This is a genomic window from Streptomyces sp. NPDC026673 (assembly GCF_040638135.1).
Lineage (GTDB): Bacteria > Actinomycetota > Actinomycetes > Streptomycetales > Streptomycetaceae > Actinacidiphila.
On the sequence record NZ_JBEZXR010000079.1, the window covers coordinates 16,065 to 40,249 of the forward strand.

Below are 24,185 nucleotides of genomic sequence, written 5' to 3' on the forward strand. Positions count from 1 at the left end.
GCCTCCCGAGTCTAGGGCGTGGGACGGACAGCGTTGCCCCGCTTGCCCGAGCCCGCCCGAGCCCGCCCGGGTCCGCCGGGTCCCCGTCCGCACCCCCGGTCGCCCCCGGACACCGCCGCCGGTCGCCTCCGCCGGTCGCGGCGCGCCACCGTCCCGACACGGCCGGTCCCCGGAGCGGCCGCGTCACGGCCCCGAATCGTGAAGGTCACGAAATGATTGCGGACAAATCGAACACCAGGGTTCCCACAGACCCCCGCAGTTGACTACCGTGCCGCATCAGGCGGTCCGCTCCGAGCGGCGGCGACCGTGCCGTCACGGGCCGCCTCCGCTGAGTCCGGCGACCGCCGGAGCCGGGGACCCACGACCTTGGGGTGAATCGGTCCGTACGAGCGCGGCGCGCCCGGACGGACGGTAGGGCGGCCTTCCGAAGCCCGAACCCGACAGCTAACCCGGTAGGCGGTCCACGGAAGGAGCCGCCCGACTTGGCGACGCACCGCAAGCCGCGCCCCCGCGCGCTGACCGTCCCCGGCCCTCGTGCTGCCGTGGGACTCACGACCGCCGCACTGGCGACGGTCACCCTCTTCGGCGAGAGCGCGAGCGCCGCGCCCGCCTCACCCGACAAGCCCTCGATCACCGAGGTCAAGGCCCGGGTCGACACGCTCCACCACCAGGCCGAGGCCGCCACCGAGCGGTACAACGGCGCCAAGGAGCAGGCCGACAAGCAGCGGTCGCGGGCCGACGCGCTGCTCGACCAGGTGGCCCGCAAGACCGAGACGCTCAACGACGCCCGCCGCACGATCGGCGAGTACGCGGCGGCGCAGTACCGCGGCGGCGGTCTGGACGGGACGACGACCTTCCTGCTCACCTCCGACCCGCAGCAGTTCCTGGACCAGGCGCACCTGATGAACCGCCTGTCCGACCGCCAGGAGCAGGCGCTGGAGACCTTCCGCGCCGAGCAGGCCGTAACGACGCAGAAGCGCGCGGAGGCCGTCGAGAGCCTGCAGAAGCTGACCGAGGCGCAGCAGCGGCTGAACACGGAGAAGACGGCCGTCAAGCAGAAGCTGGCCGCGGCGCAGAAGCTGCTGAACAGCCTCACCGCCCAGGAGAAGGCCCGGTTGGCGGCGCTGGAGAAGAAGCGCCAGGAGGAGGCGGCCGAGAAGGCCGCCCAGATCGCCGCCAGGGAGAAGGCCGCGGCGCAGAACACCGCCTCGGGTTCGTCCACGGGCTCGACGGCCGCGTCCGGGACCTACGCCGCCAAGGCGGCCAAGGCGATCGAGTTCGCGCGCGCCCAGTTGGGCAAGCCGTACGTGTACGGCGCCACGGGCCCGAACTCCTACGACTGCTCGGGCCTGACCCAGGCCGCCTGGGCCGCCGCGGGCGTCTCCATCCCCCGCGTCACCTACGACCAGGTCGACTTCGGCAGCCGTGTCACCGCCGACCAGTTGCAACCGGGCGACCTGGTCTTCTTCTACTCGGACATCACCCACGTCGGCCTCTACATCGGCGGCGGCCAGATGATCCACGCCCCGCACACGGGCAGCGTCGTGAAGATCGCCCCGATCACCGAGATGCCGATCTACGGTTACGCCCGGATGGCCTGAGCGGTCCGCGCGGTGCTCAGGTCCACAGCACGGCGATGAAGATGTTGGCGGTGGTCAGCGCGCCCACGGTGCCGAAGGCCGCCGCCGGCACCTTCTCCTCGTCCCGCTTGACGTAGACCAGGCCGAGGATCACCACCAGGATCGCGAGCTTGATGCCGATCTTGATGTTGTTGACCGGCTGGTCGTCGGCCTGGTTGAGGCCGACCAGCACCACCCCGGTGACGAGCATGGTCAGCGCGCCGTGCAGCATGCCCGGAACGAAGCGGGCCTCGCCACGGCCCATGGCCTTCATCTGGGTGAGGAAGCCGCCCAGCAGCGCGGCGATGCCGATGATGTGCAGGCCGACGAAGAGGTTGATGAGTACGTCCATGGCTCAGGACCCTAGTCACGCCCATACCAGCACCCGGCACCGAGGTGCCCCTCTTCCCTCACATCGGTCACGGCCGGACCGCAAGTGACCAGGTCACCCGTCGAACAGCGGTCATCGGCGGGCAGACCGCGGCCGAATCGGACCAGTCCCGCACACTCCGGCTCTCGCTCCCGACGTCCAGGTTTAGCGTCCTGCCCCAGGTGGCCGATCCCCACTGCCGCGAGGACCCCGTTCCCCGGTGTTCCCCGGCACGGCCACCCCCGCCGAAGGTCCGGCGGTGGACGGCTCCCCGTCCGCCCGCCGCCGGACCACCGGGGGACGTACGGACGGCAGCCCGGAAGGAGTGACGGCGCGTGGCGTCGCACAGAAGGCCCAAGGAGCGCGGCCTCGCCGGCGCGACCGCGCGCACCGCCGCCGGTCTCGCCCTCGCGGGCGCGGCTTCCGTGACGATGTTCGGCGAGGCCGGCCACGCCGAGCCCCGGCTGACCGCGGACGAGGCCCGGACCCGGGTGGACCGCCTCTACGAGGAGGCCGAGCAGGCCACCGAGCGGTACAACGGCGCCAAGGAGAAGGCGGACACGGCCACCGAGCGGATCGAGGACCTCCAGGACGAACTCGCCCGCAGGACCGAGCGCCTCAACCGCACCCGGGACGACCTCGGCTCCATCGCCACCGCCCAGTACCGCAGCGGCGGCTTCGACCCCGCCGTCCAGCTCGCCCTGGCCTCCTCCCCCGGCGAGTACCTGGAGCGCGCCGGGATGCTGGACCGGATGAGCAGCCGCCAGAACGCGGCGCTGCGCGCGCTGTCCGCACAGCACCGCGACATCGAGCAGCTCCGCGCCGAGACCGAGGCCGAGCTGGAGGAGCTGCGCGGCACCCGTGCCGAACTCGCCGCCCACAAGCGCACCGTGGAGCAGCGGCTCGCCTCGGCGCGGCAGGTGCTCGGCCGCCTCACCGCCGCCCAGCGCGCCGAGGTGCTCACCTCCGGCGGGCACGGTTCCGCCGACGCGGCCCGCGCCGGCCGCGGCGCCGCCGGTTCCCGGGCGGGCCTGGCGCCCGCCGCCGCGCCCAACGCGCGAGCCGCCCGTGCCGTCTCCTTCGCGTACGACTCCCTCGGCCTGCCCTATGTGTGGGGCGCCACCGGGCCCTCGTCGTACGACTGCTCGGGGTTCACGCAGGCCGCGTGGCGGGCGGGCGGGGTGGCCCTGCCGCGCACGACGTACACCCAGATCAACGCGGGCACCCGGATCCCGCGGTCCCAACTGCAACCCGGCGACCTGGTGTTCTTCTACTCGGGGATCAGCCACGTCGGTCTCTACGTGGGCAACGGGATGATGATCCACGCCCCCCGCACCGGTGACGTCGTCAAGCTCGCCCCGGTCGACCAGATGCCGTTCGCGGGCGCCACGCGGCCGGCGTGATGCCCGCGCGGCGGGGCCGCGGGACCACGAGCCGGGCGCCTGCGCCCATGTGACGACAGGCTCTAGACCAGTCGGCGCGCGGTCGCCCATCGGGTGAGCTCGTGCCGGTTGCTGAGCTGCAACTTCCGCAGCACCGCAGAAACATGCGACTCGACCGTCTTCACCGAGATGTAGAGCTGCTTGGCGACTTCCTTGTACGCGTAACCACGCGCGATCAGCCGCAGCACCTCGCGCTCCCGCTGGGTGAGCCGGTCCAGGTCCTCGTCGACCGGCGGGGCGTCGGTGGAGGCGAAGGCGTCCAGGACGAAGCCGGCCAGCCGGGGCGAGAAGACGGCGTCGCCGTCGGCGACCCGGAAGACCGAACTGACCAGGTCGGGGCCGGTGATGGTCTTGGTGACATAGCCGCGGGCACCGCCCCGGATCACCCCGATGACGTCCTCGGCGGCGTCCGAGACCGACAACGCCAGGAAGCGCACCGGGTGTTCGGCGTCCGCCATGAGCCCGGCGCAGCGCTTGAGCACCTCGACCCCGCCGCCGCCCGGCAGATGGACGTCGAGCAGCACGACGTCGGGCCGCGTCGCGGTGATGACGGACACCGCCTGGTCGACGTCGGCCGCCTCGCCGACCACGTCGACCCCGGTCCGCTCGGTCTCGCCGATCTCGGCCTGCACCCCGGTGCGGAACATCCGGTGGTCGTCGACGAGGACGACCCTCACGCGTCGTTCCGTGCTCATGACGGCCTCCCTGGCCCCTGGGCCCTGTCCATCTCCAGCTCCACTTCCGTCCCCCCGCCCGGCGCCGGGCGCAGCCGCGCCTCGCCGCCGTTGCGCCGCATCCGGCCGATGATCGACTCGCGGACGCCCATCCTGTCCGACGGTACGTCGTCGAGGTCGAAGCCGGGGCCGCGGTCGCGAACCGACACGAAGACCCTGCTCTCCTCGACCTCCGCGTACACCTGCACGGCTTCGTCCCCACCGTACTTGGCGGCGTTGACCATGGCCTCGCGGGCCGCCTGCATCTGCGCCACCAGGCGTTCGTCCAGCGGGCAGTCGCCGACGCACACCACCTCGACGGGAACGCCGTGCGCGTCCTCCACCTCGGCCGCCGCCCGGCGCACCGCCTCGGCGAGCGTGGCCGGCTCGTCGTCCTTGCCGGTGCCCTCGGGCCGGTACAGCCAGGCCCGCAGCTCGCGTTCCTGCGCGCGGGCCAGCCGGGTGACCTCGCGCGGGTCCTCGGCGTGCCGCTGGATCAGGGTGAGGGTGTGCAGGACGGAGTCGTGGACGTGCGCGGCGACCTCGGCCCGCTCCTGCGCCCGGATGCGCGCGAGGCGTTCCGCGGACAGGTCCTGGGTCATGCGGACGAGGTAGGGGCCCGCGATCAGCGCCGCGCCGACCAGCACGGCGAGCGCGGCCTGCAGGATGGTGCCCAGATGGCTGACCGAACCCTGCACGACGAGGAAGCCGGTCACGCCCACCCCGACGAGGATGACCCCGGCGGCGCCGCGCGCGAACGGCAGCAGCCTCTTGCGGCGGCTCAGCTCCGCCCACCGCGCCCGGCGGGCGTTGTCGGCCTGCCGCCACACCAGGGCGACGCCGAGCCCGATGAGGAGCAGCGGCCACACATAGGCGTTGGCCCGGCCGAGGTTGAGGTTGTCCAGCAGGATGCCGAGGCCGATGGCGAGCGCGATCAGGGCGACGATCTGGCCCCGGTCGGGTCGGCGCCCGGCCAGCCAGGAGCGGGCGTTGCGCGGCTCCTTGGCCTCGACGACCCCGCCGACACCGAGCGGCACCACGAACCAGAAGACCGCGTAGAGCAGGATGCCGAGACCCTGGATGGTCGCCAGGACGACGAACACCACACGCACCCATGCGACGGGCAGTCCGAGGTGCCCGGCCAGCCCGCGCGCGACACCGCCGATCATCCGGCCCTCGGAGCTGCGGTAGAGCTTGCGGACCGGGGATGCGGCCGGATCCGGGGACGCGAGGTACGAAGCCCCGGTGGGCGGGCTGGTCGGCGGTCCGGCGGCTGGCATGTCCCGATCGTCACACGTTTCGCGCACGGTGGGTATCAGGGTTGGCCCCCATGCGGGGTCAGGGTCGTTCCGGATACCGGCACACCTCCCGGCCCGCCACCATGGAGCCATGACGGAGCAGTACACGGAGGCGGCCGAGGCACCGCCGGGCCGGCGGCTGACGCGCTGCCGCAAGCCGAAGGTGATCGCCGGCGTCTGCGAGGGCGCGGGACGGTACTTCGACATCGACCCGGTGATCTTCCGGATCGTGCTCGGCGTGCTGGCGCTCACGGGCGGCCTCGGGCTGGTGGCCTACGGCCTGGCGTGGCTGCTCGTCCCGATGGAGGGGGCCGGTGAGAACGCGGAGAGCGAGGCGCACCGGCTGCTGTCCGGGCGGGTGGAGGGCCCCGCGCTGACGGCGGTGCTGGTCGCGCTGGTCGGCTGCGGGCTGTTCCTGTCGATGCTGGGCAGCGGCGGGAACCTGGCCTTCTCCCTGGGGTTGCTGGCGGCCTTCGCGGGCGCCGTGTACTGGTCGGTGCACAAGCGGCAGGCGACCGAGGCCCCCGCGCAGGCGGCCGCGCCGCCGCCGACCGGGCCACCGCCGCAGCCCGCCGCGGCGGCGTGGTGGAAGGACACCGCGGTCGAGGACGCACCCCCGGTGCCGGGGCCGGGCGGCTATCTGTGGGGGCCCGACGACGGCCCCTCGGACGAGGACCGCGACCGCCGCGAGTGGCGGGAGCGGCGGCGCGCGGTACGGCGCGAGGGCGCCTGGCTCGGGGTGCTGGTCTTCTTCCTGGCGGCGGCCGCCGCCGCGATCGGGGTAGCCGCGTCCTGGTCGTCCCAGCCGCTGGGGACGAGCGTGCAGATCGGCTTCGGGGCGGCGCTGGCCGTCTTCGGCCTGGGCTTCGTGACCAGCGCGTGGTGGGGACGGCTCGGAGGCGGCACCGTCTTCACGGTGCTGCTGACCGTCGCGCTGCTGGTGGGCTCCACCGCGTTGCCGCGGTCGATCGGCACCGACTGGAAGCAGCGCACCTGGACGCCCACCACCCTGGCCGCGGTGCGGGACTCCTACGAGCTGGGGACGGGCCGGGCGACGCTGGACCTGTCCGGGCTGCGACCCGGCGGGCGCACCGTGTCGACACGGGCCGAGGTCGGCGCGGGGCAGCTGGTGGTGCGGATCCCGGAGGACGTCACCTTGCGGATGCACGTCCAGGTCGGCGTCGGCGACCTGCAGTTGCCCGGCGAGGAGGAGAAGGACGTCGACGTCCATCCGGGGCTGGACCGGAAGGTGACCCTGGACCCGGTGGACGGGAAGAAGTCCCAGGGCACGCTGGAGCTGGACGTGGAAGTGGGCGTCGGACAGGTGAAGGTGGTGCAGTTCCCGTGAGACGGCATCCGTTCGCGCCCTCGGCGCTGTTGACCGGGCTGGTCCTGCTGGGACTGGCCGCGGTGTTCCTGCTCGACGCCGCGGGCGAGGTCTCGCTGGCCCCCGCCGCCGCGGTGCCCCTGACCTGTGCGGGTCTGGGGCTCGCGGCGCTCGGCGCGGTCACCTCGCGGATGGTCCGGGGACGGTCCGCCCGCCGCTCAGGCCAGGCCGCGCCGCCGCCGGCCGCGGCGTCCGGCGATCATCGCGTCGACGGACAGTAGCGGGGCGCCCGCGAGGACCAGCGGCAGCCAGGCCATCAGGTAGGCGAGGTCGTTGCCGTAGTAGTACGGCTGGGTGGACCAGCTCATCGTCAGCCACAGGCTCAGTGAGATCAGCGCGCCGCCGAGCGCGGCGATCCGGCTGAGCAGGCCGACGAGAGTGCCGATGCCGACGGCGATCTCACCGAAGGCGATGGCGTAGCCGAAGCCGTGCGGGTTCTCCATGGCCAGGTCGATCATGCCCGGGATCGCGGCGGACCCGCGCACCGCGTTGAGCGTGCCGACCAGCGAGCCCGGGGCGCTGTCGGTGAAGAAGGTGTCCGACATCAGCTTGTCGAAGCCGGCGTAGACGAAGGTCACGCCGAGGAAGATGCGCAGCGGCAGCAGGGCGTAGCGCCGTGCCGTGTCCCGCCACGGCCCCTGACTGGGGAACCGCTCCGTGTCTCTCGTCCCGCTCATACCCGTCGTGCCCGTCACGCCCATGACGTCCGCCCTCTCGCACCGCACGTGTCACGAACCCCCTCCGGGAGCCGATTCTCCAGGAGCGCCCTAGGTGATACGTAGGCGAAGCGGCCTTCGTTCAATCAAAAAGCTCTAAATTCCCTCGGACTATCCGCTCATAGGTGGGCTGATAGTTGATCCAGGCGACCAGATCGTGTCCCAACTGCTCACGCGTGGCGAGCGCGTCCTCGTGCGCTATCCACACCGGCTTGCCCGCGGCCTTGGCGCTCAACTGCACCTGGCAGGACTTCTCCATCGTCATGAACCACCACGCGGCCGCGTCCACCGTCTCGCCCACCGTCAGAAGCCCGTGGTTGCGCAGGATCATCGCCTTGTGCGCCCCCAGCACCACCGCGATGCGCCGCGCCTGCGCCTCGTCCACGACGACGCCGGTGTACGCGTCGAACAGCGCGTGGTCCTCGTAGAAGGCGCACGCGTCCTGGGTGATCGGCTCCAGCCGCTCCCCCAGCGCGGCCAGCGCCCGGCCGTACGTCGAATGGCTGTGCGCGACGGCGACCACGTCCGGGCGGGCGCCGTGCACATGGGAGTGGATGGTGAACGCCGCCTGGTTGACGTGGTGGCGGCCCTCGACGACGGCCCCGTGCTGGTTGACCAGGATCAGCTCCTCCACGGTGAGGTGCCCGAACGGCACCCCGAAGGGGTTCACCCAGTAGTGGTCGGCCAGCTCCGGATCGCGCACGGTGATGTGCCCCGACACCCCGTCCTCGTAGCCCAGCTCCCCGAAGGCCCGCAGCGCCACCGCCAGCCGCTCCTTGCGGTGACGGCGTTCCGCGGCGGGGTCCTCGAAGGTCGGGGGCAGGGCGAAATGGAGCCGATCGGGCGGTACGGGCTGCGGCGCGGTGTCGGTCATGGCGCGGAAGTTACCCCGAGGTACGGCAGATGAACAGGGGCGATACCAGGTTTCCCCGGTATCGCCCCAAGCCGGCCCCACTCAGGGGGCTACTCCCACTCGATGGTGCCCGGGGGCTTGCTGGTGACGTCCAGCACGACGCGGTTGACGTCGGCCACCTCGTTGGTGATCCGGGTGGAGATCCGGGCCAGCACCTCGTACGGCAGCCGCGACCAGTCCGCGGTCATGGCGTCCTCGCTGGAGACCGGGCGCAGCACGATGGGGTGGCCGTAGGTGCGTCCGTCGCCCTGGACGCCGACCGAGCGGACGTCGGCGAGGAGGACGACCGGGCACTGCCAGATGTCGCGGTCGAGCCCGGCGGCGGTCAGCTCCTCGCGGGCGATGGCGTCGGCCTCGCGCAGCAGGTCCAGGCGCTCCTTGGTGACCTCGCCGACGATGCGGATGCCCAGGCCGGGGCCGGGGAACGGCTGGCGCTCGACGATCTCCTCGGGCAGGCCGAGCTCCTGGCCGACCATGCGGACCTCGTCCTTGAACAGCTTGCGCAGCGGCTCGACGAGCTGGAACTGCAGGTCCTCGGGGAGGCCGCCCACGTTGTGGTGGGACTTGATGTTGGCGGTGCCGCTACCGCCGCCGGACTCCACGACGTCCGGGTACAGGGTGCCCTGGACGAGGAACTCCACCGACTCGCCGTGCGCACCGGCCTCGGCGACGATCTCGCTCGCGGCCTGCTCGAAGACCCGGATGAACTCCCGGCCGATGATCTTGCGCTTCTCCTCGGGGTCGGAGACCCCGGCCAGCGCCGTCAGGAAGCGCTCCTGCGCGTCGACGACCTTCAGCTGGACGCCGGTGGCGGCCACGAAGTCCTTCTCGACCTGCTCGGACTCGCCCTTGCGCATCAGGCCGTGGTCCACGTACACGCAGGTCAGCTTCTCGCCGATGGCCTTGTTGACCAGGGCCGCGGCGACCGCGGAGTCCACGCCGCCGGACAGGCCGCAGATCGCGCGCTTGTCGCCGACCTGGGCGCGGATCGCGGCGACCTGCTCCTCGACCACGTTGTGCGTGGTCCAGTCCGGGGCGATCCCGGCCCCGCGGTAGAGGAAGTGCTCCAGCACCTGCTGGCCGTAGTCGGAGTGCAGCACCTCGGGGTGGTACTGGACGCCGTAGAGCTTCTTCTCGTCGTTCTCGAACGCGGCCACCGGCACCAGGTCGGTGGAGGCGGAGACGCTGAAGCCCTCCGGCGCGGCGGAGCAGGTGTCGCCGTGCGACATCCACACCGACTGCTCGGCCGGGGTGCCCTCGAAGAGCGTGGAACCGGTCTTGCCGACGTGCAGCGGCGTACGGCCGTACTCACGCGCGCCGGTGTTGTCGACCGTGCCCCCGAGGGTGATCGCCATCAACTGGAAGCCGTAGCACATGCCGAAGACCGGGACACCGGCCTCGAAGAGCGCGCGGTCCAGCCGCGGGGCGTGCTCGGCGTACACCGAGGAGGGGCCGCCCGACAGGATGATCGCGGCGGGCCGCTTGGCCAGCATCTCCTCGACCGGCATCGTGCTCGGCACGATCTCGCTGTAGACCCGGGCCTCACGGACGCGGCGGGCGATGAGCTGGGCGTACTGCGCCCCGAAGTCAACGACGAGGACGGTGTCGGGGGCGGCTGGGGTCGCTGATGCCACGGTGGGCCTTCCGGCGGTGTCGAACGTGGGGTCCCCACCGAGTCTACCGGGGCCCACGGCTTTACTTCCCCGGCCCGAGGGCTCACACTGTCCGACATGTTCAGCAGCACGCGCTTCGCGTTTACCTATGGCACCGGCTGGTCCGGCTGCCATGGTCGTGCTGTCTGAGCCGCGCACAGAGCGCGTCCGACTTCACCAGGCGCCCCGGGCCACACGGCCCGGGGCGCCTCGCGTTTCCCGTCCCGGGCGGTCCGGGGTCCCCGACCCCGAGGAGACACCCCATGAGCGGCACCCAGGCGGCACAGGCCACCGGAACCCCCGCCGGCGACGCGGCCGGCGCCATCGCGGACGCGCGCGAGCGGATCGACGACCTCGACGCGAGGATCATCGCGCTCGTGCGGGAGCGGATGACGGTCTCGGCCGACATCCAGCGCGCCCGTATCGAGTCCGGCGGGCGCCGGGTGCACCTCTCCCGGGAGATGGAGATCCTGCACCGCTACAGCGACCGGCTGGGCAAGCCCGGCACCACCCTCGCCATGACCCTGCTCGAGTTGTGCCGCGGCCGGGTCTGAAACAGCCGCGGCACCGGCCCTATGACCCGTTCGGGGGGCATCACCCGTACGGCACGTGACCGCCTCCGGGTGCCTTCGTTGAATCCGGTGTCCGTGCCAGCCAGGCGCGGTCACCCCGGGCCAGGGAAGCAAGGACGTCGAACACCACGCGTGGACACCGCTCAGACGCAGCTGGGCGGGGTGCCACCGGAGCGATGAGGCGCGCCCGCGCGAGTGGAAGCAATGCGGTCGCGTCGTGGGACCTCGCTCCGGTGACAGTGATCGGACGGCAGGGGACAGCAGCCCGGTCACGACTCAAAGTGGCGGTCGGTTCCGGGGACGCCCGGGACCGGCCGCTCTGCGAGGAACACACTACTCATTTCGCAGCACTTGAGCAGGTATCCGACCCTCGAACGAGTGAGTCGGACCGCACATCGCGGTTCCGGGAGCCCCGGCGACCCGCACCCCGGCCGGGCTCAGCCCTTCGGCGGGACCGGCGGCACCGGGAGCACCGGCAGCCGGAGCGCGCCGAAGGCCTCCGCGGGGACGGCGGGATGCTTGGGCTCGACCGCGGCGACACGGCGGTAGGCCGTGCCCTGGGCGGGACGCGGGTCCGCGTCGCCCTTGTTGGGCCACAGGGACATGGCGCGTTCGGCCTGCGCGGTGATGGTGAGCGAGGGGTTGACCCCGAGGTTCGCGGAGACCGCCGCACCGTCCACGACATGGATGCCCGGATGCCCGAACAGCCGGTGGTACGGGTCGATCACGCCGTGCTCGGCGTCCTCGCCTATCGCGCAGCCGCCGAGGAAGTGCGCGGTGAGCGGGGTGCCCATCAGTTCGCCGACGTTGCTGCCCGCGAAGCCGTTGATCTCCTCGGCGAGCAGCCGCGCGGCCTCGGCGCCCTCCGGGATGAAGTCGGGGTTGGGCGCACCGTGCCCCTGCCGGGCGGTGAGCAGGCCCTTCCCCAGTCCCTTGGGCTTGCGGTAGGTGGTCAGCGAGTTGTCCAGGGACTGCATGACCAGGCCGATGATGGTGCGCTCGGACCAGCGGCGGTTGGACAGCGACCGCATCAGCAGGACCGGGTGCCGCGCGCAGTGCGCCAGGTAGGCCAGGCCGCGGGGCAGTCCGGTGCCGTGCGGCACCTGCAGGATGGACAGGCCGCCCATCGAGTTGGAGCCCTTGCCGTAGCGGACCGGCTCGATGTGGGTGTTCTCGTTGGGGTGGATGGAGGAGGTGATGGCCACGCCCCGTGTGAAGTCCACCCGCTTCTCGCCCGTCCGCCTGCGGTAGCGGCGGCTGTCGGTCTGCGCGCCCACCAGGGCCTCGGAGTTGGTCCGGGTCAGCTCGCCGAGCCGCGCCGAGATGCCGGGCAGCCGGCCCGCGTCGCGCATCCGGTGCAGCAGCGTCTGGGTGCCGTAGGTGCCGGCGGCCACGACCACGTACTCGGCGCGCAGCACGCGCGGGGTGGCCTTGCGGCGGCGGTCGGTCGGCACGACGGAGACGTCGTAGCCGCCCTCGGGGTTCTCCGAGAGCCCGCTGACCGTGGTCATCGCGTGGATCTCGGCACCCGCCTTCTCGGCGAGGTACAGGTAGTTCTCGTTGAGGGTGTTCTTGGCGCCGTGGCGGCAGCCGGTCATGCACTCCCCGCACTCCGTGCAGGCCCGCCGCGAGGGGCCGACGCCGCCGAAGTACGGGTCGGGGACCTCGCGGCCGGGCGCCGCCACGGCGTCGGCCGCACCCTCGCCGCCCGCGTCCTTGCCGTCGCCGAAGAACACGCCGACGGGGGCCATGTGGAAGGAGTCGCCGACGCCCATCTTCTCGGCGGCCGCCTTGAGATGGACGTCCGAGGGGGTCATGGTCGGGTTGAGCCGCACGCCCAGCATGCGCTTGGCCTGGTCGTAGTAGGGGGCCAACTCCTCCTGCCAGTCGGTGATGTGCCCCCACTGGCGGTCCTCGAAGAACGCCTTCGGCGGGACGTAGAGGGTGTTGGCGTAGTTGAGCGAACCGCCGCCGACGCCCGCGCCTGCCAGGATCATGACATTGTCCAGCAGATGGATGCGCTGGATCCCGTACAGGCCGAGGGCCGGGGCCCACAGGTAGTCCTTGACGTGCCAGGAGTTCTTCGGCAGCGACTCCCGGGTCCAGCGGCGGCCGGCCTCCAGGACGCCGACCTTGTAGCCCTTCTCGGTCAGGCGCAGTGCCGAGACGGATCCGCCGAAGCCGGACCCGATCACGATCACGTCGTAGTCGTGGGACATCCGCTCCCCCTCCATCAGCGGAGCCTCAGCGCCTTCATCACGCGGAGGCTGCGGCTCATGAACGCCGCGTACGTCGAGTCGTCCATGCCCAGCGAGGGGGCCATCGGCAGCAGCCGCTGGGTCGCCACGGTCTGCGCCTCGGTGTACTTGAGGATGCCCTCGGAGCCGTGCCTGCGGCCGAGCCCGGAGTCCTTCATGCCGCCCATCGGGGACTGCACGCTGCCGTAGGCCGACGCGTAGCCCTCGTTGACGTTGACGGTGCCGCTGCGCAGGCGCGCGGCGATGCGGGCACCGCGGCGGGTGTTCCTGGTCCAGACGCTGGAGTTGAGACCGTACGGCGTCGCGTTGGCGCGCTCGACCGCCTCGTCCTCGTCGGTGAAGCGGTAGACGGACACGACCGGGCCGAAGGTCTCCTCCGCGCACACGGCCATCGGCGGCTCGACACCGTCCAGGACGGTCGGCTCGAAGAAGAAGGGGCCGACGTCGGGCCGGGCCCTGCCGCCGGTGAGGACGGTGGCGCCCTTGGCGACGGCCTCCTCCACGTGCCGGGTCACGGTCTCCAGCTGGCGTTCGCCGGCCAGCGACCCCATCCCTGCGCCGTAGGCGAGGGCGGTGCCGAGCTTGAGCGCCTTCGTCCGGGCGGTGAAGCGCTCCAGGAAGGCGTCGGCGACGGAGGCGTGGACGAAGAGCCGCTCGATGGAGATGCACAGCTGGCCCGCGGAGGAGAAGCAGGCGCGGACCGCGCCCTCGGCCGCCTTGTCGAGGTCGGCGTCCTCCAGCACCAGCAGGGCGTTCTTGCCGCCGAGTTCCAGGGACACGCCGATCAGGCGGGCGGCGGCGCGCGCCGCCACGTCCCGGCCGGTCCGGGTGGAACCGGTGAACGACACGTAGTCGGCGTGCTCCACGACGGCGGGGCCGACGACCGGGCCCTCGCCGATGACGATCTGCCAGACGTCGGCGGGCAGTCCGGCCTCGATCAGCTGCTCGCGCGCCCACAGGGCGGTCAGCGCGGTCTCGGTGTCCGGCTTCATCACGACGGCGTTGCCGGCGACGAAGGCCGGCAGCGCGTCGCCGATGGAGAGTTCGAGGGGGTAGTTCCACGGCGCGATCTGGCCGACGACGCCGCGCGGGTGCCGCAGTTCGCTCACCTTGGTGAGGGCCGGGATGGCGCCGGTGTGCCGCTTGGGCCGCAGGTAGGACGGGGCCTTGACGCCGTAGTGCCGGGCGGCGACGGCGACCGCCTGCACCTCCTCGTGCGCGTGCAGCCGTGTCTTGCCGGTCTCCAGCTGGATCAGGTCCAGCACCTCGGACTGGCGGGCCAGCACCAGGTCGTGGAAGCGGAGCAGCACGGCCGCGCGACGGCGTACGGGCGTGGCCGCCCACGCCTTCTGCGCCTCCCGCGCCCTCTCGTAGGCCGCCGCCACGTCCTCCGGCGTCGACTCGGGCAGCTCCGCCAGCTTCTCGCCGGTCAGCGGAGTGTGGTTCACGGTCCGGCCGCTGCCTCCGACGCCCCGCGTCAGCCGCGCCACGAGGTCCGGGGTCACCACGTCAGCGGCGGTCCTGGTGCCGGAAGGGGCGACCGGGTTGCCGTTACCGGCAGTAGGAGAGTCCGTCATGGCGGGAGCGTACGACGCGGTGGCACCGCGTGCATACCCGTCAGTAGCCGGTTTTCGGAATTGCGCCAGCGAAAGCTGGCACGAACGCCGCGACCCGGTCGGTCACCCGGCGTCGAAGGTGGCGCGGGCCGTGTCGAAGTAGCCGCGGCCCCGCTCGGCCAGGTGCAGCGGCGAGGAGACCCAGAGGTCGTACTGGCGTCCGTCCTCCTCCCAGCACAGGTCGAAGGTGCGGCGGGGCTCGCCCGGCGAGAAGCCGTCCCAGGTGAACTGCCACAGCGCGGCCGGGTGCCCGTTCTGCGTGGTGGCCGTGACGAAGCCGTCCCGGTAACCCTGGTACGCCGCCGGGCCGGACGCGTCCTGGGCCCGCATGACCGCTTCGGGACCGCCGGGGTCCGGGCGCTGGGTGCGGATGCCGACGCGGAACTCCTTGCCGGCCGAGTAGTAGTAGATCCGCGGCGGTTCGGAGGAGCGCCGGAAGCCCTCGGGCAGGGCGAGGCTGAACCCGGCGGGGTCGGCGACCTCGCGGAAGCCCGCCGGGAGCCCCGGAGCGCTCGTCGTGGCGGCGCTCGGCTCCGGCCCGTCCGTCGCCGCGCTCGACTTCGGTCCGTCCACCCGCCACGTCTGGAGGGCGACCTGGAACCGGGCGGAGGCCGCGGCCCAGTCGTCGGCCGGGGCGCCCATGTAGAGCGCGTACTCGGTGCCGTCGCCGGTGACGTACGCCTGGTCGACGGCGCGGCGCGGCCCCGGGTGCTCCTTGGAGTCGGTCCAGGTGAACTCCCACAGGCCGCCGTCGCGTCCCCGGAAGGTGTTCTGGTGCAGCCGCACCCGGGTGTAGTCCGGGAGCGCCCGGAGGCTCTTCTCCAGTTCGAGCAGGTGCATGTACGGATTGAGGCCGGGCTTGGCACGGCCGACGCCTATGCGCAGCCGGTGCGCACCGCCGTCGGGCGTGTAGTCGATCTGGTCGCCGTCGAGTTGCCGCTGCCAGCCGCGCGGTACGGCGAGGCTGAACCCCGCGGGGTCGTGGACGCGGACGTATCCGGCCGGGACCCCTTCGTCACCGCGATGCCGGACGACCGCGAGGACGGCGCCGGCGCCCGCGAGCAGCGCCACCGCCACCACGGCGGCCACCGCCTTGGCGCCGGGCCGCCGCCCGCGGGGCGTCCGCCGCGGGTCGTCGGCCGCGATGGCCGCGAGCGTGGTCGTCAGCTGTCCGGCCGGTGGCCGGGCGGCCGGGTCCTTCGCGAGCAGCGCCGCGATCACCGGGCGCAGCGGTCCGGCGGCACGGGGCTCGGGCAGTTCCTCGTAGACCACGGCCTGCAGCGTGCCGATCGGCGAGGTGCGGCGGAACGGCGAGCGGCCCTCGACCGCCGCGTAGAGCGTGGCGCCGAGCGACCACAGGTCGGACGCGGGCCCCGGACGGCCGCCGCGGGCCCGCTCGGGCGCCAGGTAGTCCACGGATCCGACGAGTTCACCGGTCCGGGTGATCGCGGAGTCGCCCTCCACGACGGCGATGCCGAAGTCGGTGAGCAGGACCCGGCCGTCCCGGGCCAGCAGGACGTTGCCGGGCTTCACGTCCCGGTGCAGCACGCCCGCGGCGTGCGCCGCGCGCAGCGCCTCCAGCACGGCGGCGCCGACGGCGGCCGCCCGCCGGGGCGGGAGCGGGCCGTCCTGCCTCACCACCTCGTCCAGGGAGCGGCCGTCGACCAGCTCCATGACGATCCAGGGCCGGCCGTCCTCTTCCAGGACGTCGTGGACGGTCACCACATGCGGGTGGTTGATCCGGGCGGCGGCGCGGGCCTCCTGCTTCATGCGCTCCTGGAGCACGGCGCGGTCGTCCTCGGCCATGTGGCCGCCGAGCGTCAGCTCCTTGACGGCGACGGTACGCCGCAGCACGACGTCCTGGGCCTCCCAGACCCGGCCCATGCCGCCGCGGCCGATGACGTCGCCGAGCCGGTACCGTCCGGCCAGCACGCTTCCGCTCCCGCTCACTCCCCTGCCCCCACGGCCTCTCCGACGTCCGCCGGAACCGTGCGGTTCCGGTCCGGCGCCGCGCTCAGGTGCGGTAGGTCTCCGCCGCCTTCTCGAAGTACCGCTTGACGTCGGCGCGCCGGTTGTCCGGACCGACGACCAGGACGACGTGGTACCTGCCGTCGCGGATCATCACCAGGTTGCGCGCGAAGAGCTGCCGCCCGGTGCCGTCGCTCCAGCTGAACTCCCCTTCCGCCGCCGCGATTCCGCCCATGTCGAGCCGGCGCAGCCCGGAGGCCGAGGACCAGCCCGAGGCGCGGAAGCCCGCCAGTTCGGGTTCGTCGTTCTGGTAGACGATCGGATCGCTGCCCTTGTCGGCGACGGAGTCGCGGCCGGGCACGACGAGCAGCCGGTAGTCGCCGCCGGTGTAGCGGACCTGCCCGTCGGCGTTCTTGCCCGCGCGCTGCCAGCCGTTGGGCACGGCGAGGCTGAACCCCTCCGGGTCGGTGCGCAGCCGGAAGTCGCCGCCGAGTCCGGTGGCCGCCGTCCCGTCCGCGGGGGTGGACCGCGCGGGCGGCGGGGCGCTCGTGGCGGGCGCGCCGCTGCGCGGGGCCTTGCTCGCCGACGGCTTCGTGGTCTGCGGATGCTCGTCGCCCCCGGGCACCTGCGCGGGCAGGGTCCGCGTGGCGCCCGCGGCGCCCCGGTCGTCCGTGGCCCCGCCGCGCGGCATGAAGAGCACCGCGTACAGCACGGCGGCGGCCATCAGCAGGAGCACCAGCCCCACCAGGACGACCCCGAGGCTCCGCGGCCCGCGCGCCGGGCGCTGCCTCCGCTGCTTGGCGCGCTTGTGGCGTCCGTGCGCGGGATGGGGGGCGGGCACCGGGTCGGCGGCCGCCTTGCGGCGGCGCACCAACTCGCCCCGGCGCCGTACGACCGGCAGCCTGTGCGGATCGTCGGCGGGCACGGGCACGGTGCTCAGCCCCAGGTCCGGCTCCGGAGCGGAACGGACGAGCGAGCGCAGCCAGCCGCGCAGCTCCTCCACGTCGGGCCGCTCCTCGGGGTCCTGGCGAAGCAGGGACTCCACGACGGGCCGGAGCGGACCGCACTCCTCCGCGTACGCGGGCGGCTCCGCGAGGACCAGCTGGACCAGTTCGGCCGTGCTCTCCTCCGGGAACGGAGGATGGCCCTGGACGCTCCGGTAGAGCAGCGAGCCCAGCGCCCACAGATCGGCGGCCGGGCCGACGGGCGGGGCGAGCCGCCAGTTCTCGTGGACCTCGGTGGCCTGCTCCGGGGCCCATCGCTCGGTGACCGGGCCGACCACGGTGAGCCGGGCCTGCCGGGCGCGCTCCAGCTCCAGCGCCGAGTGCGGGCCGTCCCAGCCGCCGCCGGGCGGCTCGGCTCCCCCGGCCATGGCGGGCACCGGCACCGGGTTGTACCCGCACAGCGCCTCCTGCGCGGCGCCCACGGCCAGGCCGGAGAGCATCGCCCGGCCGTCGTCGCAGACCAGCACGGTCCGGCCGGTGACGTTGCGGTGGACCCAGCCGTGCGCGTGCAGCACGCGCAGCGCGGTCAGCACGTCGGAGGCCACCTCGGCGGCCCGGTACGGGCTGAGCCGCTTGTCGGCGAGCACCGCGGCCAGCGGCCGGGCGGCGACCAGTTCGCTCACTATCCAGACGCTGCCGTCCTCGACGAAGATGTCGAAGACCTGCACCAGCCGGGGGTGGTCGGGTATCGCGGCCGCGGCCTGCGCGGCCTCCAGGGCCCGTCGGGCGGTGTCCCCGCCGTCACCGCGGTCCGGCTCCGGATCGGCGCCGACGACCTCGGGCAGCAGGACCTGGCGTATCAGCACCTCCTGGTTGCTGAGCGTGTCCCAGGCCCGGGTCTCCACCAGTTCGAACTCGTCGGCGGGCGGCCGCGGCAGGCGGTAGCGGTCGGCCAGTACGCGTCCCGCGTAGTCGTCCACGACGCCTCCCCAAAGCGTCAGATCCGATCCGTTGTGGATGCGGACAGTCCGCAATGACTCACGATACGTGCCCGAGCGGCCTCACTTGGCCGGTTTGAAGGTGTTGTAGAGCGTCTCGCGCATCTCCGTGATCTTCTTGCTGTTCCACTCGGCGTCCGGCGCGAAGAAGAGGATGGCGTAGCCGTGCTTGTCGTCCACGACGAAGCCCCGGTTGACGGCGCGCATCTTGGTGCCGCCGGACATGTAGGTGAACGTCCAGTCCGCGGCGGTGCGGTAGCCGCGGTAGTCCACGTCCTTTATGTCCACCTTCCGGTACCCGGGGAACGTGCCCGCGGTGCCCGCCTCGTTCTGACGCCAGGCAGCCGCCGCGTCCGTGCCCGGGGTGTGGGTGTAGTCCACCTGCACCCGGGGGCTGCGGCCGGCGTTGAACACCCAGCCATTGCCGGCCCGCTTCTTGTTCTCGGCCCAGCCACCGGGCAGCGCTATCGAGAAGCCCTCGGAGTCGGTGTAGGTCTTCCAGCCGGCCGGGACGGCGGAACCGCCGCCGTCCTTCCCGCCGCTCGCGTCGTCGGACGAACCGGAGGAGGAAGTACCCGAGCCCTTGCCGGAGTTGTCGTCGCCCCCCTTGCCCTTGTCGTCGCCGCCCTTGCCGGAGCCATCCTCGCCCCCCTTGCCCTTGTCGTCGCCGCCCTTGCCGTCCTGGACGCCGTCGTCGCCGGACTTGGGGTTCGCCGAGGAGGCCGGCCCCGCGGGATTCCCCGAGCCCGGCTTGTCGTCGCCCTGGGCCACCCAGAAGCCGATGCCGGTCCCGAGCAGCGCGACGGCCACCGCGACCGCCACGAACAGCAGACCGCGGCGGCGCCGCTCGTCCAGCGACGCCAGGAGCGGCCGCCGCACGGTGGCCGGTGCCGGTACCGGTGCCGGGACCGGCGCGACGGGCGCGGACGCGGTCGCCGGGGTGGCCGCGGGCTCCGGCTTGGCCTTGGCGGCCCGCAGCGCCGCCTGGTCGGCCGCGGCGGCCCGGGTGGCCGGGGGCGCGTCGGTCGGCGTCGGCTGCGGGTCGGAGGGCGGCAGCGGCATCGTCCGCGTGGCCTCGGCGACCGGGACGTCCGGCGCGTGGGCGACACCCGTGAGCAGCGGGCGCACCCCCGCGTCGTCGAGCCTCAGCTCCGGGTCCTTGTTGAGCAGCCCGTGGATCGCGTCGGCCAGCGGGCCCGCGTTGCGCGGGGTCTGCAGCGACTCGGTCATGACCGCGGTGAGCGTGGCGATGGCCGAGCCCTTGTCGTACGGCGGCCGGCCCTCGACCGAGGCGTACAGCAGCGCGCCCAGCGACCACAGGTCGGCGGGCGGGCCCGGCTTCTGGCCGCGCGCCCGCTCCGGCGAGATGTACGAGGGCGCGCCGACGAGCATGCCGGTGGAGGTGACGGACGGGTCGCCGTCGATCTGGGCGATGCCGAAGTCGCTCAGCACCACGCGTCCGTCCGTGGAGATCAGGACGTTGGACGGCTTCACGTCGCGGTGGAGGATGCCCTCGTTGTGGGCGGCCTTGAGGACGTCCAGGACGGTCAGCCCGACCTCGGCGGCACGTTTCGGCGTGAGCGGCCCGTCCTCGCGGATCGCGTCCGACAGCGAGCGGCCCTCGACCAGCTCCATCACGATCCAGGGCCGGTCGTCCTCCTCGACGACGTCGAAGACGGTCACCGCGCCGGTGTTGCGGATCCGCGCGGTCGCCTTCGCCTCGCGCAGGGTTCGGGTGACCAGGCGGCGCTTCTCGTCCTCGTCGATGTTGTGCGGGAAGCGCAGCTCCTTCACGGCGACCGTACGGCCGAGCGTCTCGTCGACGGCCCGCCAGACCGTGCCCATGCCGCCCTTGCCCAGGACGTCTCCGAGACGGTAGCGGTCGGCGATGAGACGCTGGTCGGTGTCGTGCGCCTGGCCCATGAATTCCCTCTGCAGTCGCTGAAGATGAAGCTCCCTCATCGCCTGCTTGCGGCGACCGCGGGATGGAGGACTCCATCATCCCTGACGCCGGGCCGTGCTCCCACCCCGGCCCGGCGGTGTGCTAGTCGTGGACGACGAGTCCGGCCACCGCGTTGTCGAAGACCGGCCGGAACTCGTCCCATTGGGCCGCCGGGGCGGAGAGGTAGACGGCGAACTCCCGTCCGCCGGGCTCCCCGAAGCCGAGGTCGATGGCCCGGAAGTCGCGCGCCCTGCCCTGGAAGGTGAACTCCCATATGGCGGCGGGGCGATCGCGCCAGCGGGTGCTCTGCATCCGGAGCAGCTGGTAGCCCTCCACCTTGGGGATGGTCTGCTGCTCCTCTTCCTTGAAGTGCTCCAGCGGTTCGGTCGCCGCGTAGTCCAGCGCGCCGATCCGCAGACCGGCCAGCTCGCTCGGGTCGACGTAGACGACCTGCCCGCTGCCGTCCTCGGTCAGCTTGCGCTTCCAGCCGTCGGGCACGGGCACCGAGAAGCCCTGATCGGGCTCCTCGACCAGGTGGTAGCCGGCCGGGACGGGCGACGGGCCGGGGGCGGGAGGGGAGGTGGAGGCCGTCGCGGAGTGACTCGGACGTGGTTCGCCGCCCTGGGCCGCGGTGGCGCCGCCGAAGTGCCGGGAGGCGTAGAACCCGCCCCCGGCGAGGGCCGCGGCCACGACCACGGCGAGGGCCCACACGCCCGCCCGGCGACGACGCGCGGGGGCGACGGGGACGCCCGAGGGGACCGTGGGGGCGTGGGAGGAGGGCTGCGGTGCGGGAGGACGGACGGCCGTGGTCGGCGCGGTGTGCGACAGCGTGAGGCTCTCCCGCGGCACGCTCGCCGTCTCCGTCTCGGCGGCCGGGGCCCGCAGCATGCGCTCCGCCTCGGCGGCCGACATCCGGCGCTCCGGTTCCCGCTCCAGCAGCCCTGCGATCACCGGTGCCAGCGGCCCGGCGCTGCTCGCCTCGGGCACCTCGTCGGTGGCGATGGCGTACGCCGTCTCGATGGCCGTGTCCCGGCGGAACGGGGACCGGCCCTCGACCGCCTGGAACAACGTGGCCCCCAGCGCCCACAGATCGGCCTCCGGGCCCGGCGTCCCCCCGGTCAGCCGCTCGGGGGCGAGGAAGTCGATCGAGCCGATCAGCTCACCCGTACGAGTGAGCGTCGACGTACCCGACGCCTGGGCGATCCCGAAGTCCGTCAGCACGATCCGGCCGGTCCGGGACAGCAGTACGTTGCCGGGCTTGACGTCCCGGTGCAGCACGCCCGCGGCGTGCGCCGCGCGCAGCGCGGCGACCATGCCGCGGCCGATCCTCGCGGCCTCCCCGGGCGGCACCGGGCCGTGCTCCTTCAGCAGGTCGCCGAGGGTGGTGGAGGGGACGTACTCCATGACGATGGTCGGCAGACCCTCGTCGTCGACGACGTCGTGGACCACCACGACGTTGGGATGGCTGATCCGCGCGGCGCTGCGCGCCTCCCGCCGGGTGCGCTCGAAGAGCGTCGCCAGCTCGTCGTCCTGCAGGTGCGGCTGCGCGTGCAGGCGCTTCACCGCCACCGGCCGGCCGAGCAGCTCGTCCTCCGCCCGCCAGACGGTGCCCATGCCGCCGCGGCCTATTCGCTCGACGAGCCGGTATCTGCCGGCCACCAGGCGTCCGAGGTCGGACATCGCGCGCCCCTTCCTGCAACGTACGAGAAGGAACGATATCCGGCCGGGCCACGGAACCCGCGAGGGCCGTGGCCCACGCCTCACGCGGCGTGTCGGCGGAGGCTACAGCGGGACGATGTCCGGGGCGCCCAGCCGGGCGGCGTCCGCGGTCTGGTCGTCGGGCTGGCGCTGCGACTCGCGCTCGGCCTCCACCCGCTTCTCGTAGTGCTCGACCTCCTTCTCCACCTGCTCCTTGTCCCAGCCGAGGACGGGCGCCATCAGCTCGGCGGCCTCCCGGGCGCTGAGCGTGCCGCGGTCGAAGGTCTCGATGGAGATCCGGGTGCGCCGGGTGAGCACGTCGTCCAGGTGCCGCGCCCCCTCGTGCGAGGCGGCGTAGACGACCTCGGCGCGCAGGTAGTCGTCCGCCCCGGCCAGGGGGCGGCCCAGCGAGGGGTCGTCCTCGATCAGCTGCAGCAGTTCCTCGCAGAGCGATCCGTAGCGGTTGAGCAGGTGCTCGATCCGGGCCACGTGCAGGCCGGTGCGGGCGGCGATGCGGGCCCGCGCGTTCCACAGGGCGGGGTAGCCCTCCGCGCCGGCCAGCGGGACGTCCTCGGTGACGCACTCGGCGACCCGGTGCGCCAGCCCGTGCACGGCCGCGTCCACGGCGTCCTTCGCCATCACCCGGTACGTCGTGTACTTGCCGCCCGCGACGACCACCAGGCCCGGCACCGGATGCGCCACGGTGTGCTCGCGCGACAGCTGGCTGGTGGCCTCCGACTCCCCCGCCAGCAGCGGCCGCAGGCCCGCGTACACGCCCTCCACGTCGTCCCGGGTGAGCGGCACGGCGAGCACGGAGTTGACGTGCTGCAGCAGGTAGTCGATGTCCGCGCTGGACGCTGCCGGGTGCGACTTGTCCAGCGCCCAGTCGGTGTCCGTGGTGCCGACGATCCAGTGGCGGCCCCACGGGATCACGAAGAGCACGCTCTTCTCGGTCCGCAGGATCAGCCCCGTCGAGGAGTGGATCCGGTCCTTCGGCACCACCAGGTGTATCCCCTTGGACGCCCGCACGTGGAACTGCCCGCGCTCCCCGATCAGCGCCTGCGTGTCGTCCGTCCACACCCCGGTGGCGTTCACGATCTGCCGGGCGCGCACCTCGTACACGCCGCCCGCCTCCACGTCCTCCACGCGGGCGCCGACCACGCGCTCGCCCTCGCGCAGGAAGCCGATCACGCGGGCCCGGTTGGCGGCCAGCGCGCCGTACGCGGCGGCCGTCCTGACCAGGGTCATCGTGTAACGGGCGTCGTCCATCTGGGCGTCGTAGTACTGCAGCGCCCCGACCAGGGAGTCCTTCTTCAGGCACGGCGCCACGCGCAGCGCGCTCCTGCGGCTCAGATGGCGGTGGTGCGGCAGCCCGCGACCGTGCCCCGAGGACACGGCCATCGTGTCGTACAGCGTCACGCCGGCCCCCGCATAGAAGCGCTCCCAGAGGTGGTGCTGCAGCGGGTAGAGGAACGGCACCGGCTTGACCAGGTGCGGGGCCAGCCGCTGGAGCAGCAGGCCACGCTCCTTGAGGGCCTCCCGGACGAGGGCGAAGTCCAGCATCTCCAGGTACCGCAGCCCGCCGTGGATCAGCTTGCTCGACCGGCTCGAGGTCCCCGAGGCCCAGTCCCGGGCCTCGACGATGCCGGTCGTCAGCCCGCGCGTCGCGGCGTCCAGCGCCGTCCCGGCGCCCACGACGCCGCCGCCCACCACGAGTACGTCGAGTTCCTGCTCCGCCATCCGGGCGAGCGCGGAGGCACGCTCCGCCGGTCCCAGTGTCGCCGTCAGCATCCTGGCCTCCCGTCGTGACGCGGGGTCGCGCCTCAGCGCATTCCCCGTCCCCACGATCGTTACCCGTGGCGGGCGGCCCGGCTACTTCGGGCTCCGCCGGTTTGTGGGGGGTTGTGGGTGCGCGCCGTCGTTGTGTGCGGGTGCGGTGTGGTTGCTGTTGGGGTCTCTCCCCCGCCCTCCCGCCCTCCCCCAACCTTCGGCCGGGGGGACCCCCATCCGGCGCGGTCGGTGCGGGCCTGCGCCATGTCCGTCTCGGGGTCGGTGCCGCGCCGGCGCACTCCCCCAGCC

At 73.1% G+C, this 24,185-nt stretch carries 18 protein-coding genes and 1 riboswitch; of the genes, 5 read left to right on the plus strand and 13 right to left on the minus strand.

The annotated features are described in order from the left end of the window. The first annotated feature begins 316 nt into the window (after positions 1–316). Positions 317–475: riboswitch (cyclic di-AMP (ydaO/yuaA leader) on the plus strand. 7 nt (positions 476–482) lie between these two features. Then, on the plus strand, positions 483–1,601 hold the full coding sequence (locus AB0F62_RS35165; RefSeq protein ID WP_361809075.1) for an NlpC/P60 family protein: 1,119 nt from the start codon (positions 483–485) through the stop codon (positions 1,599–1,601). A 16-nt stretch (positions 1,602–1,617) separates the two neighbouring features. On the opposite strand, the gene AB0F62_RS35170 is transcribed toward AB0F62_RS35165, so the two are convergent. Further along, entirely contained in the window at positions 1,618–1,971 is a 354-nt protein-coding gene (locus AB0F62_RS35170) for a hypothetical protein (RefSeq protein ID WP_361809078.1), read from the minus strand. Between the two features lie 353 nt (positions 1,972–2,324). Here AB0F62_RS35170 and AB0F62_RS35175 point away from each other — a divergent pair, with 353 nt between their 5' ends. Beyond that, complete coding sequence (locus tag AB0F62_RS35175; RefSeq protein WP_361809081.1) at positions 2,325–3,392, plus strand: NlpC/P60 family protein; 1,068 nt, start codon at positions 2,325–2,327, stop codon at positions 3,390–3,392. 62 nt (positions 3,393–3,454) lie between these two features. Here the strand turns inward: AB0F62_RS35175 and AB0F62_RS35180 are convergent, their stop codons facing one another. Together AB0F62_RS35180 and AB0F62_RS35185 are read right to left on the minus strand one after the other, a co-directional pair. Further along, positions 3,455–4,126: a response regulator transcription factor gene (locus AB0F62_RS35180; RefSeq protein ID WP_361809084.1), complete on the minus strand. Its 672-nt coding sequence runs from the start codon at positions 4,124–4,126 to the stop codon at positions 3,455–3,457. Further along, the gene (locus AB0F62_RS35185; RefSeq protein WP_361809087.1) at positions 4,123–5,424 is read right to left on the minus strand and encodes a PspC domain-containing protein; all 1,302 of its coding nucleotides are present in this window, start codon (positions 5,422–5,424) and stop codon (positions 4,123–4,125) included. The genes AB0F62_RS35180 and AB0F62_RS35185 overlap by 4 nt, the downstream gene beginning before the upstream one ends. Positions 5,425–5,533: 109 nt before the next feature. On the opposite strand from AB0F62_RS35185, the gene AB0F62_RS35190 reads away from it, so the two are divergent. Further along, positions 5,534–6,790 (plus strand): PspC domain-containing protein, encoded by a 1,257-nt coding sequence (locus AB0F62_RS35190; protein ID WP_361809090.1) that lies wholly within the window; start codon positions 5,534–5,536, stop codon positions 6,788–6,790. Then, a complete protein-coding gene (locus AB0F62_RS35195) occupies positions 6,787–7,050 on the plus strand; it encodes a hypothetical protein (RefSeq protein ID WP_361809093.1) in 264 nt (87 codons plus the stop codon). The genes AB0F62_RS35190 and AB0F62_RS35195 overlap by 4 nt, the downstream gene beginning before the upstream one ends. Here the strand turns inward: AB0F62_RS35195 and AB0F62_RS35200 are convergent. The 3 genes from AB0F62_RS35200 to guaA form a co-directional block, all read right to left on the minus strand. Then, positions 6,988–7,506, minus strand: coding sequence for a DoxX family membrane protein (locus tag AB0F62_RS35200; RefSeq protein WP_361809096.1), 519 nt, complete (start codon positions 7,504–7,506; stop codon positions 6,988–6,990). The genes AB0F62_RS35195 and AB0F62_RS35200 overlap by 63 nt on opposite strands. Before the next feature lie 121 nt (positions 7,507–7,627). Further along, positions 7,628–8,419, minus strand: a complete 792-nt coding sequence (locus AB0F62_RS35205; RefSeq protein WP_361809099.1) for a class II aldolase/adducin family protein — start codon at positions 8,417–8,419, stop codon at positions 7,628–7,630. An 89-nt stretch (positions 8,420–8,508) separates the two neighbouring features. Further along, entirely contained in the window at positions 8,509–10,092 is a 1,584-nt protein-coding gene (gene guaA / locus AB0F62_RS35210) for a glutamine-hydrolyzing GMP synthase (protein WP_361809102.1), read from the minus strand. Between the two features lie 281 nt (positions 10,093–10,373). On the opposite strand from guaA, the gene AB0F62_RS35215 reads away from it, so the two are divergent. Continuing rightward, on the plus strand, positions 10,374–10,664 hold the full coding sequence (locus tag AB0F62_RS35215; protein WP_361809105.1) for a chorismate mutase: 291 nt from the start codon (positions 10,374–10,376) through the stop codon (positions 10,662–10,664). Between the two features lie 455 nt (positions 10,665–11,119). Here the strand turns inward: AB0F62_RS35215 and AB0F62_RS35220 are convergent, their stop codons facing one another. The 7 genes from AB0F62_RS35220 to AB0F62_RS35250 all read right to left on the minus strand — a co-directional run bounded on the left by AB0F62_RS35220 (position 11,120) and on the right by AB0F62_RS35250 (position 23,897). Continuing rightward, on the minus strand, positions 11,120–12,901 hold the full coding sequence (locus tag AB0F62_RS35220) for a GMC family oxidoreductase (protein WP_361809108.1): 1,782 nt from the start codon (positions 12,899–12,901) through the stop codon (positions 11,120–11,122). Between the two features lie 14 nt (positions 12,902–12,915). Continuing rightward, on the minus strand, positions 12,916–14,517 hold the full coding sequence (locus AB0F62_RS35225; protein ID WP_361809111.1) for a succinic semialdehyde dehydrogenase: 1,602 nt from the start codon (positions 14,515–14,517) through the stop codon (positions 12,916–12,918). A gap of 102 nt (positions 14,518–14,619) precedes the next feature. Further along, a complete protein-coding gene (locus AB0F62_RS35230; protein WP_361809114.1) occupies positions 14,620–16,488 on the minus strand; it encodes a serine/threonine-protein kinase in 1,869 nt (622 codons plus the stop codon). Positions 16,489–16,570: 82 nt separating this feature from the next. Continuing rightward, positions 16,571–18,448 (minus strand): protein kinase, encoded by a 1,878-nt coding sequence (locus tag AB0F62_RS35235; protein WP_361809117.1) that lies wholly within the window; start codon positions 18,446–18,448, stop codon positions 16,571–16,573. A gap of 81 nt (positions 18,449–18,529) precedes the next feature. After that, positions 18,530–20,389 carry a serine/threonine-protein kinase gene (locus tag AB0F62_RS35240; protein ID WP_361809120.1) on the minus strand — a complete coding sequence of 620 codons (1,860 nt, stop codon included), beginning with the start codon at positions 20,387–20,389 and terminating at the stop codon, positions 18,530–18,532. 121 nt (positions 20,390–20,510) lie between these two features. Beyond that, complete coding sequence (locus tag AB0F62_RS35245; RefSeq protein ID WP_361809123.1) at positions 20,511–22,088, minus strand: serine/threonine-protein kinase; 1,578 nt, start codon at positions 22,086–22,088, stop codon at positions 20,511–20,513. 102 nt (positions 22,089–22,190) lie between these two features. Further along, a complete protein-coding gene (locus tag AB0F62_RS35250; protein WP_361809126.1) occupies positions 22,191–23,897 on the minus strand; it encodes a glycerol-3-phosphate dehydrogenase/oxidase in 1,707 nt (568 codons plus the stop codon). Between the last annotated feature and the right edge of the window lie 288 nt (positions 23,898–24,185).

Excerpts from the sequence above, each read along its gene's own strand:
- AB0F62_RS35170 (WP_361809078.1), bottom strand. The coding sequence starts at position 1,971 with ATGGACGTACTCATCAACCTCTTCGTCGGCCTGCACATCATCGGCATC.
- AB0F62_RS35180 (WP_361809084.1), bottom strand. The coding sequence starts at position 4,126 with ATGAGCACGGAACGACGCGTGAGGGTCGTCCTCGTCGACGACCACCGG.
- AB0F62_RS35185 (WP_361809087.1), bottom strand. The coding sequence starts at position 5,424 with ATGCCAGCCGCCGGACCGCCGACCAGCCCGCCCACCGGGGCTTCGTAC.
- AB0F62_RS35190 (WP_361809090.1), top strand. The coding sequence starts at position 5,534 with ATGACGGAGCAGTACACGGAGGCGGCCGAGGCACCGCCGGGCCGGCGG.
- AB0F62_RS35200 (WP_361809096.1), bottom strand. The coding sequence starts at position 7,506 with ATGAGCGGGACGAGAGACACGGAGCGGTTCCCCAGTCAGGGGCCGTGG.
- AB0F62_RS35205 (WP_361809099.1), bottom strand. The coding sequence starts at position 8,419 with ATGACCGACACCGCGCCGCAGCCCGTACCGCCCGATCGGCTCCATTTC.
- AB0F62_RS35215 (WP_361809105.1), top strand. The coding sequence starts at position 10,374 with ATGAGCGGCACCCAGGCGGCACAGGCCACCGGAACCCCCGCCGGCGAC.
- AB0F62_RS35220 (WP_361809108.1), bottom strand. The coding sequence starts at position 12,901 with ATGTCCCACGACTACGACGTGATCGTGATCGGGTCCGGCTTCGGCGGA.
- AB0F62_RS35225 (WP_361809111.1), bottom strand. The coding sequence starts at position 14,517 with ATGACGGACTCTCCTACTGCCGGTAACGGCAACCCGGTCGCCCCTTCC.
- AB0F62_RS35240 (WP_361809120.1), bottom strand. The coding sequence starts at position 20,389 with ATGGGCCAGGCGCACGACACCGACCAGCGTCTCATCGCCGACCGCTAC.
- AB0F62_RS35245 (WP_361809123.1), bottom strand. The coding sequence starts at position 22,088 with ATGTCCGACCTCGGACGCCTGGTGGCCGGCAGATACCGGCTCGTCGAG.
- AB0F62_RS35250 (WP_361809126.1), bottom strand. The coding sequence starts at position 23,897 with ATGCTGACGGCGACACTGGGACCGGCGGAGCGTGCCTCCGCGCTCGCC.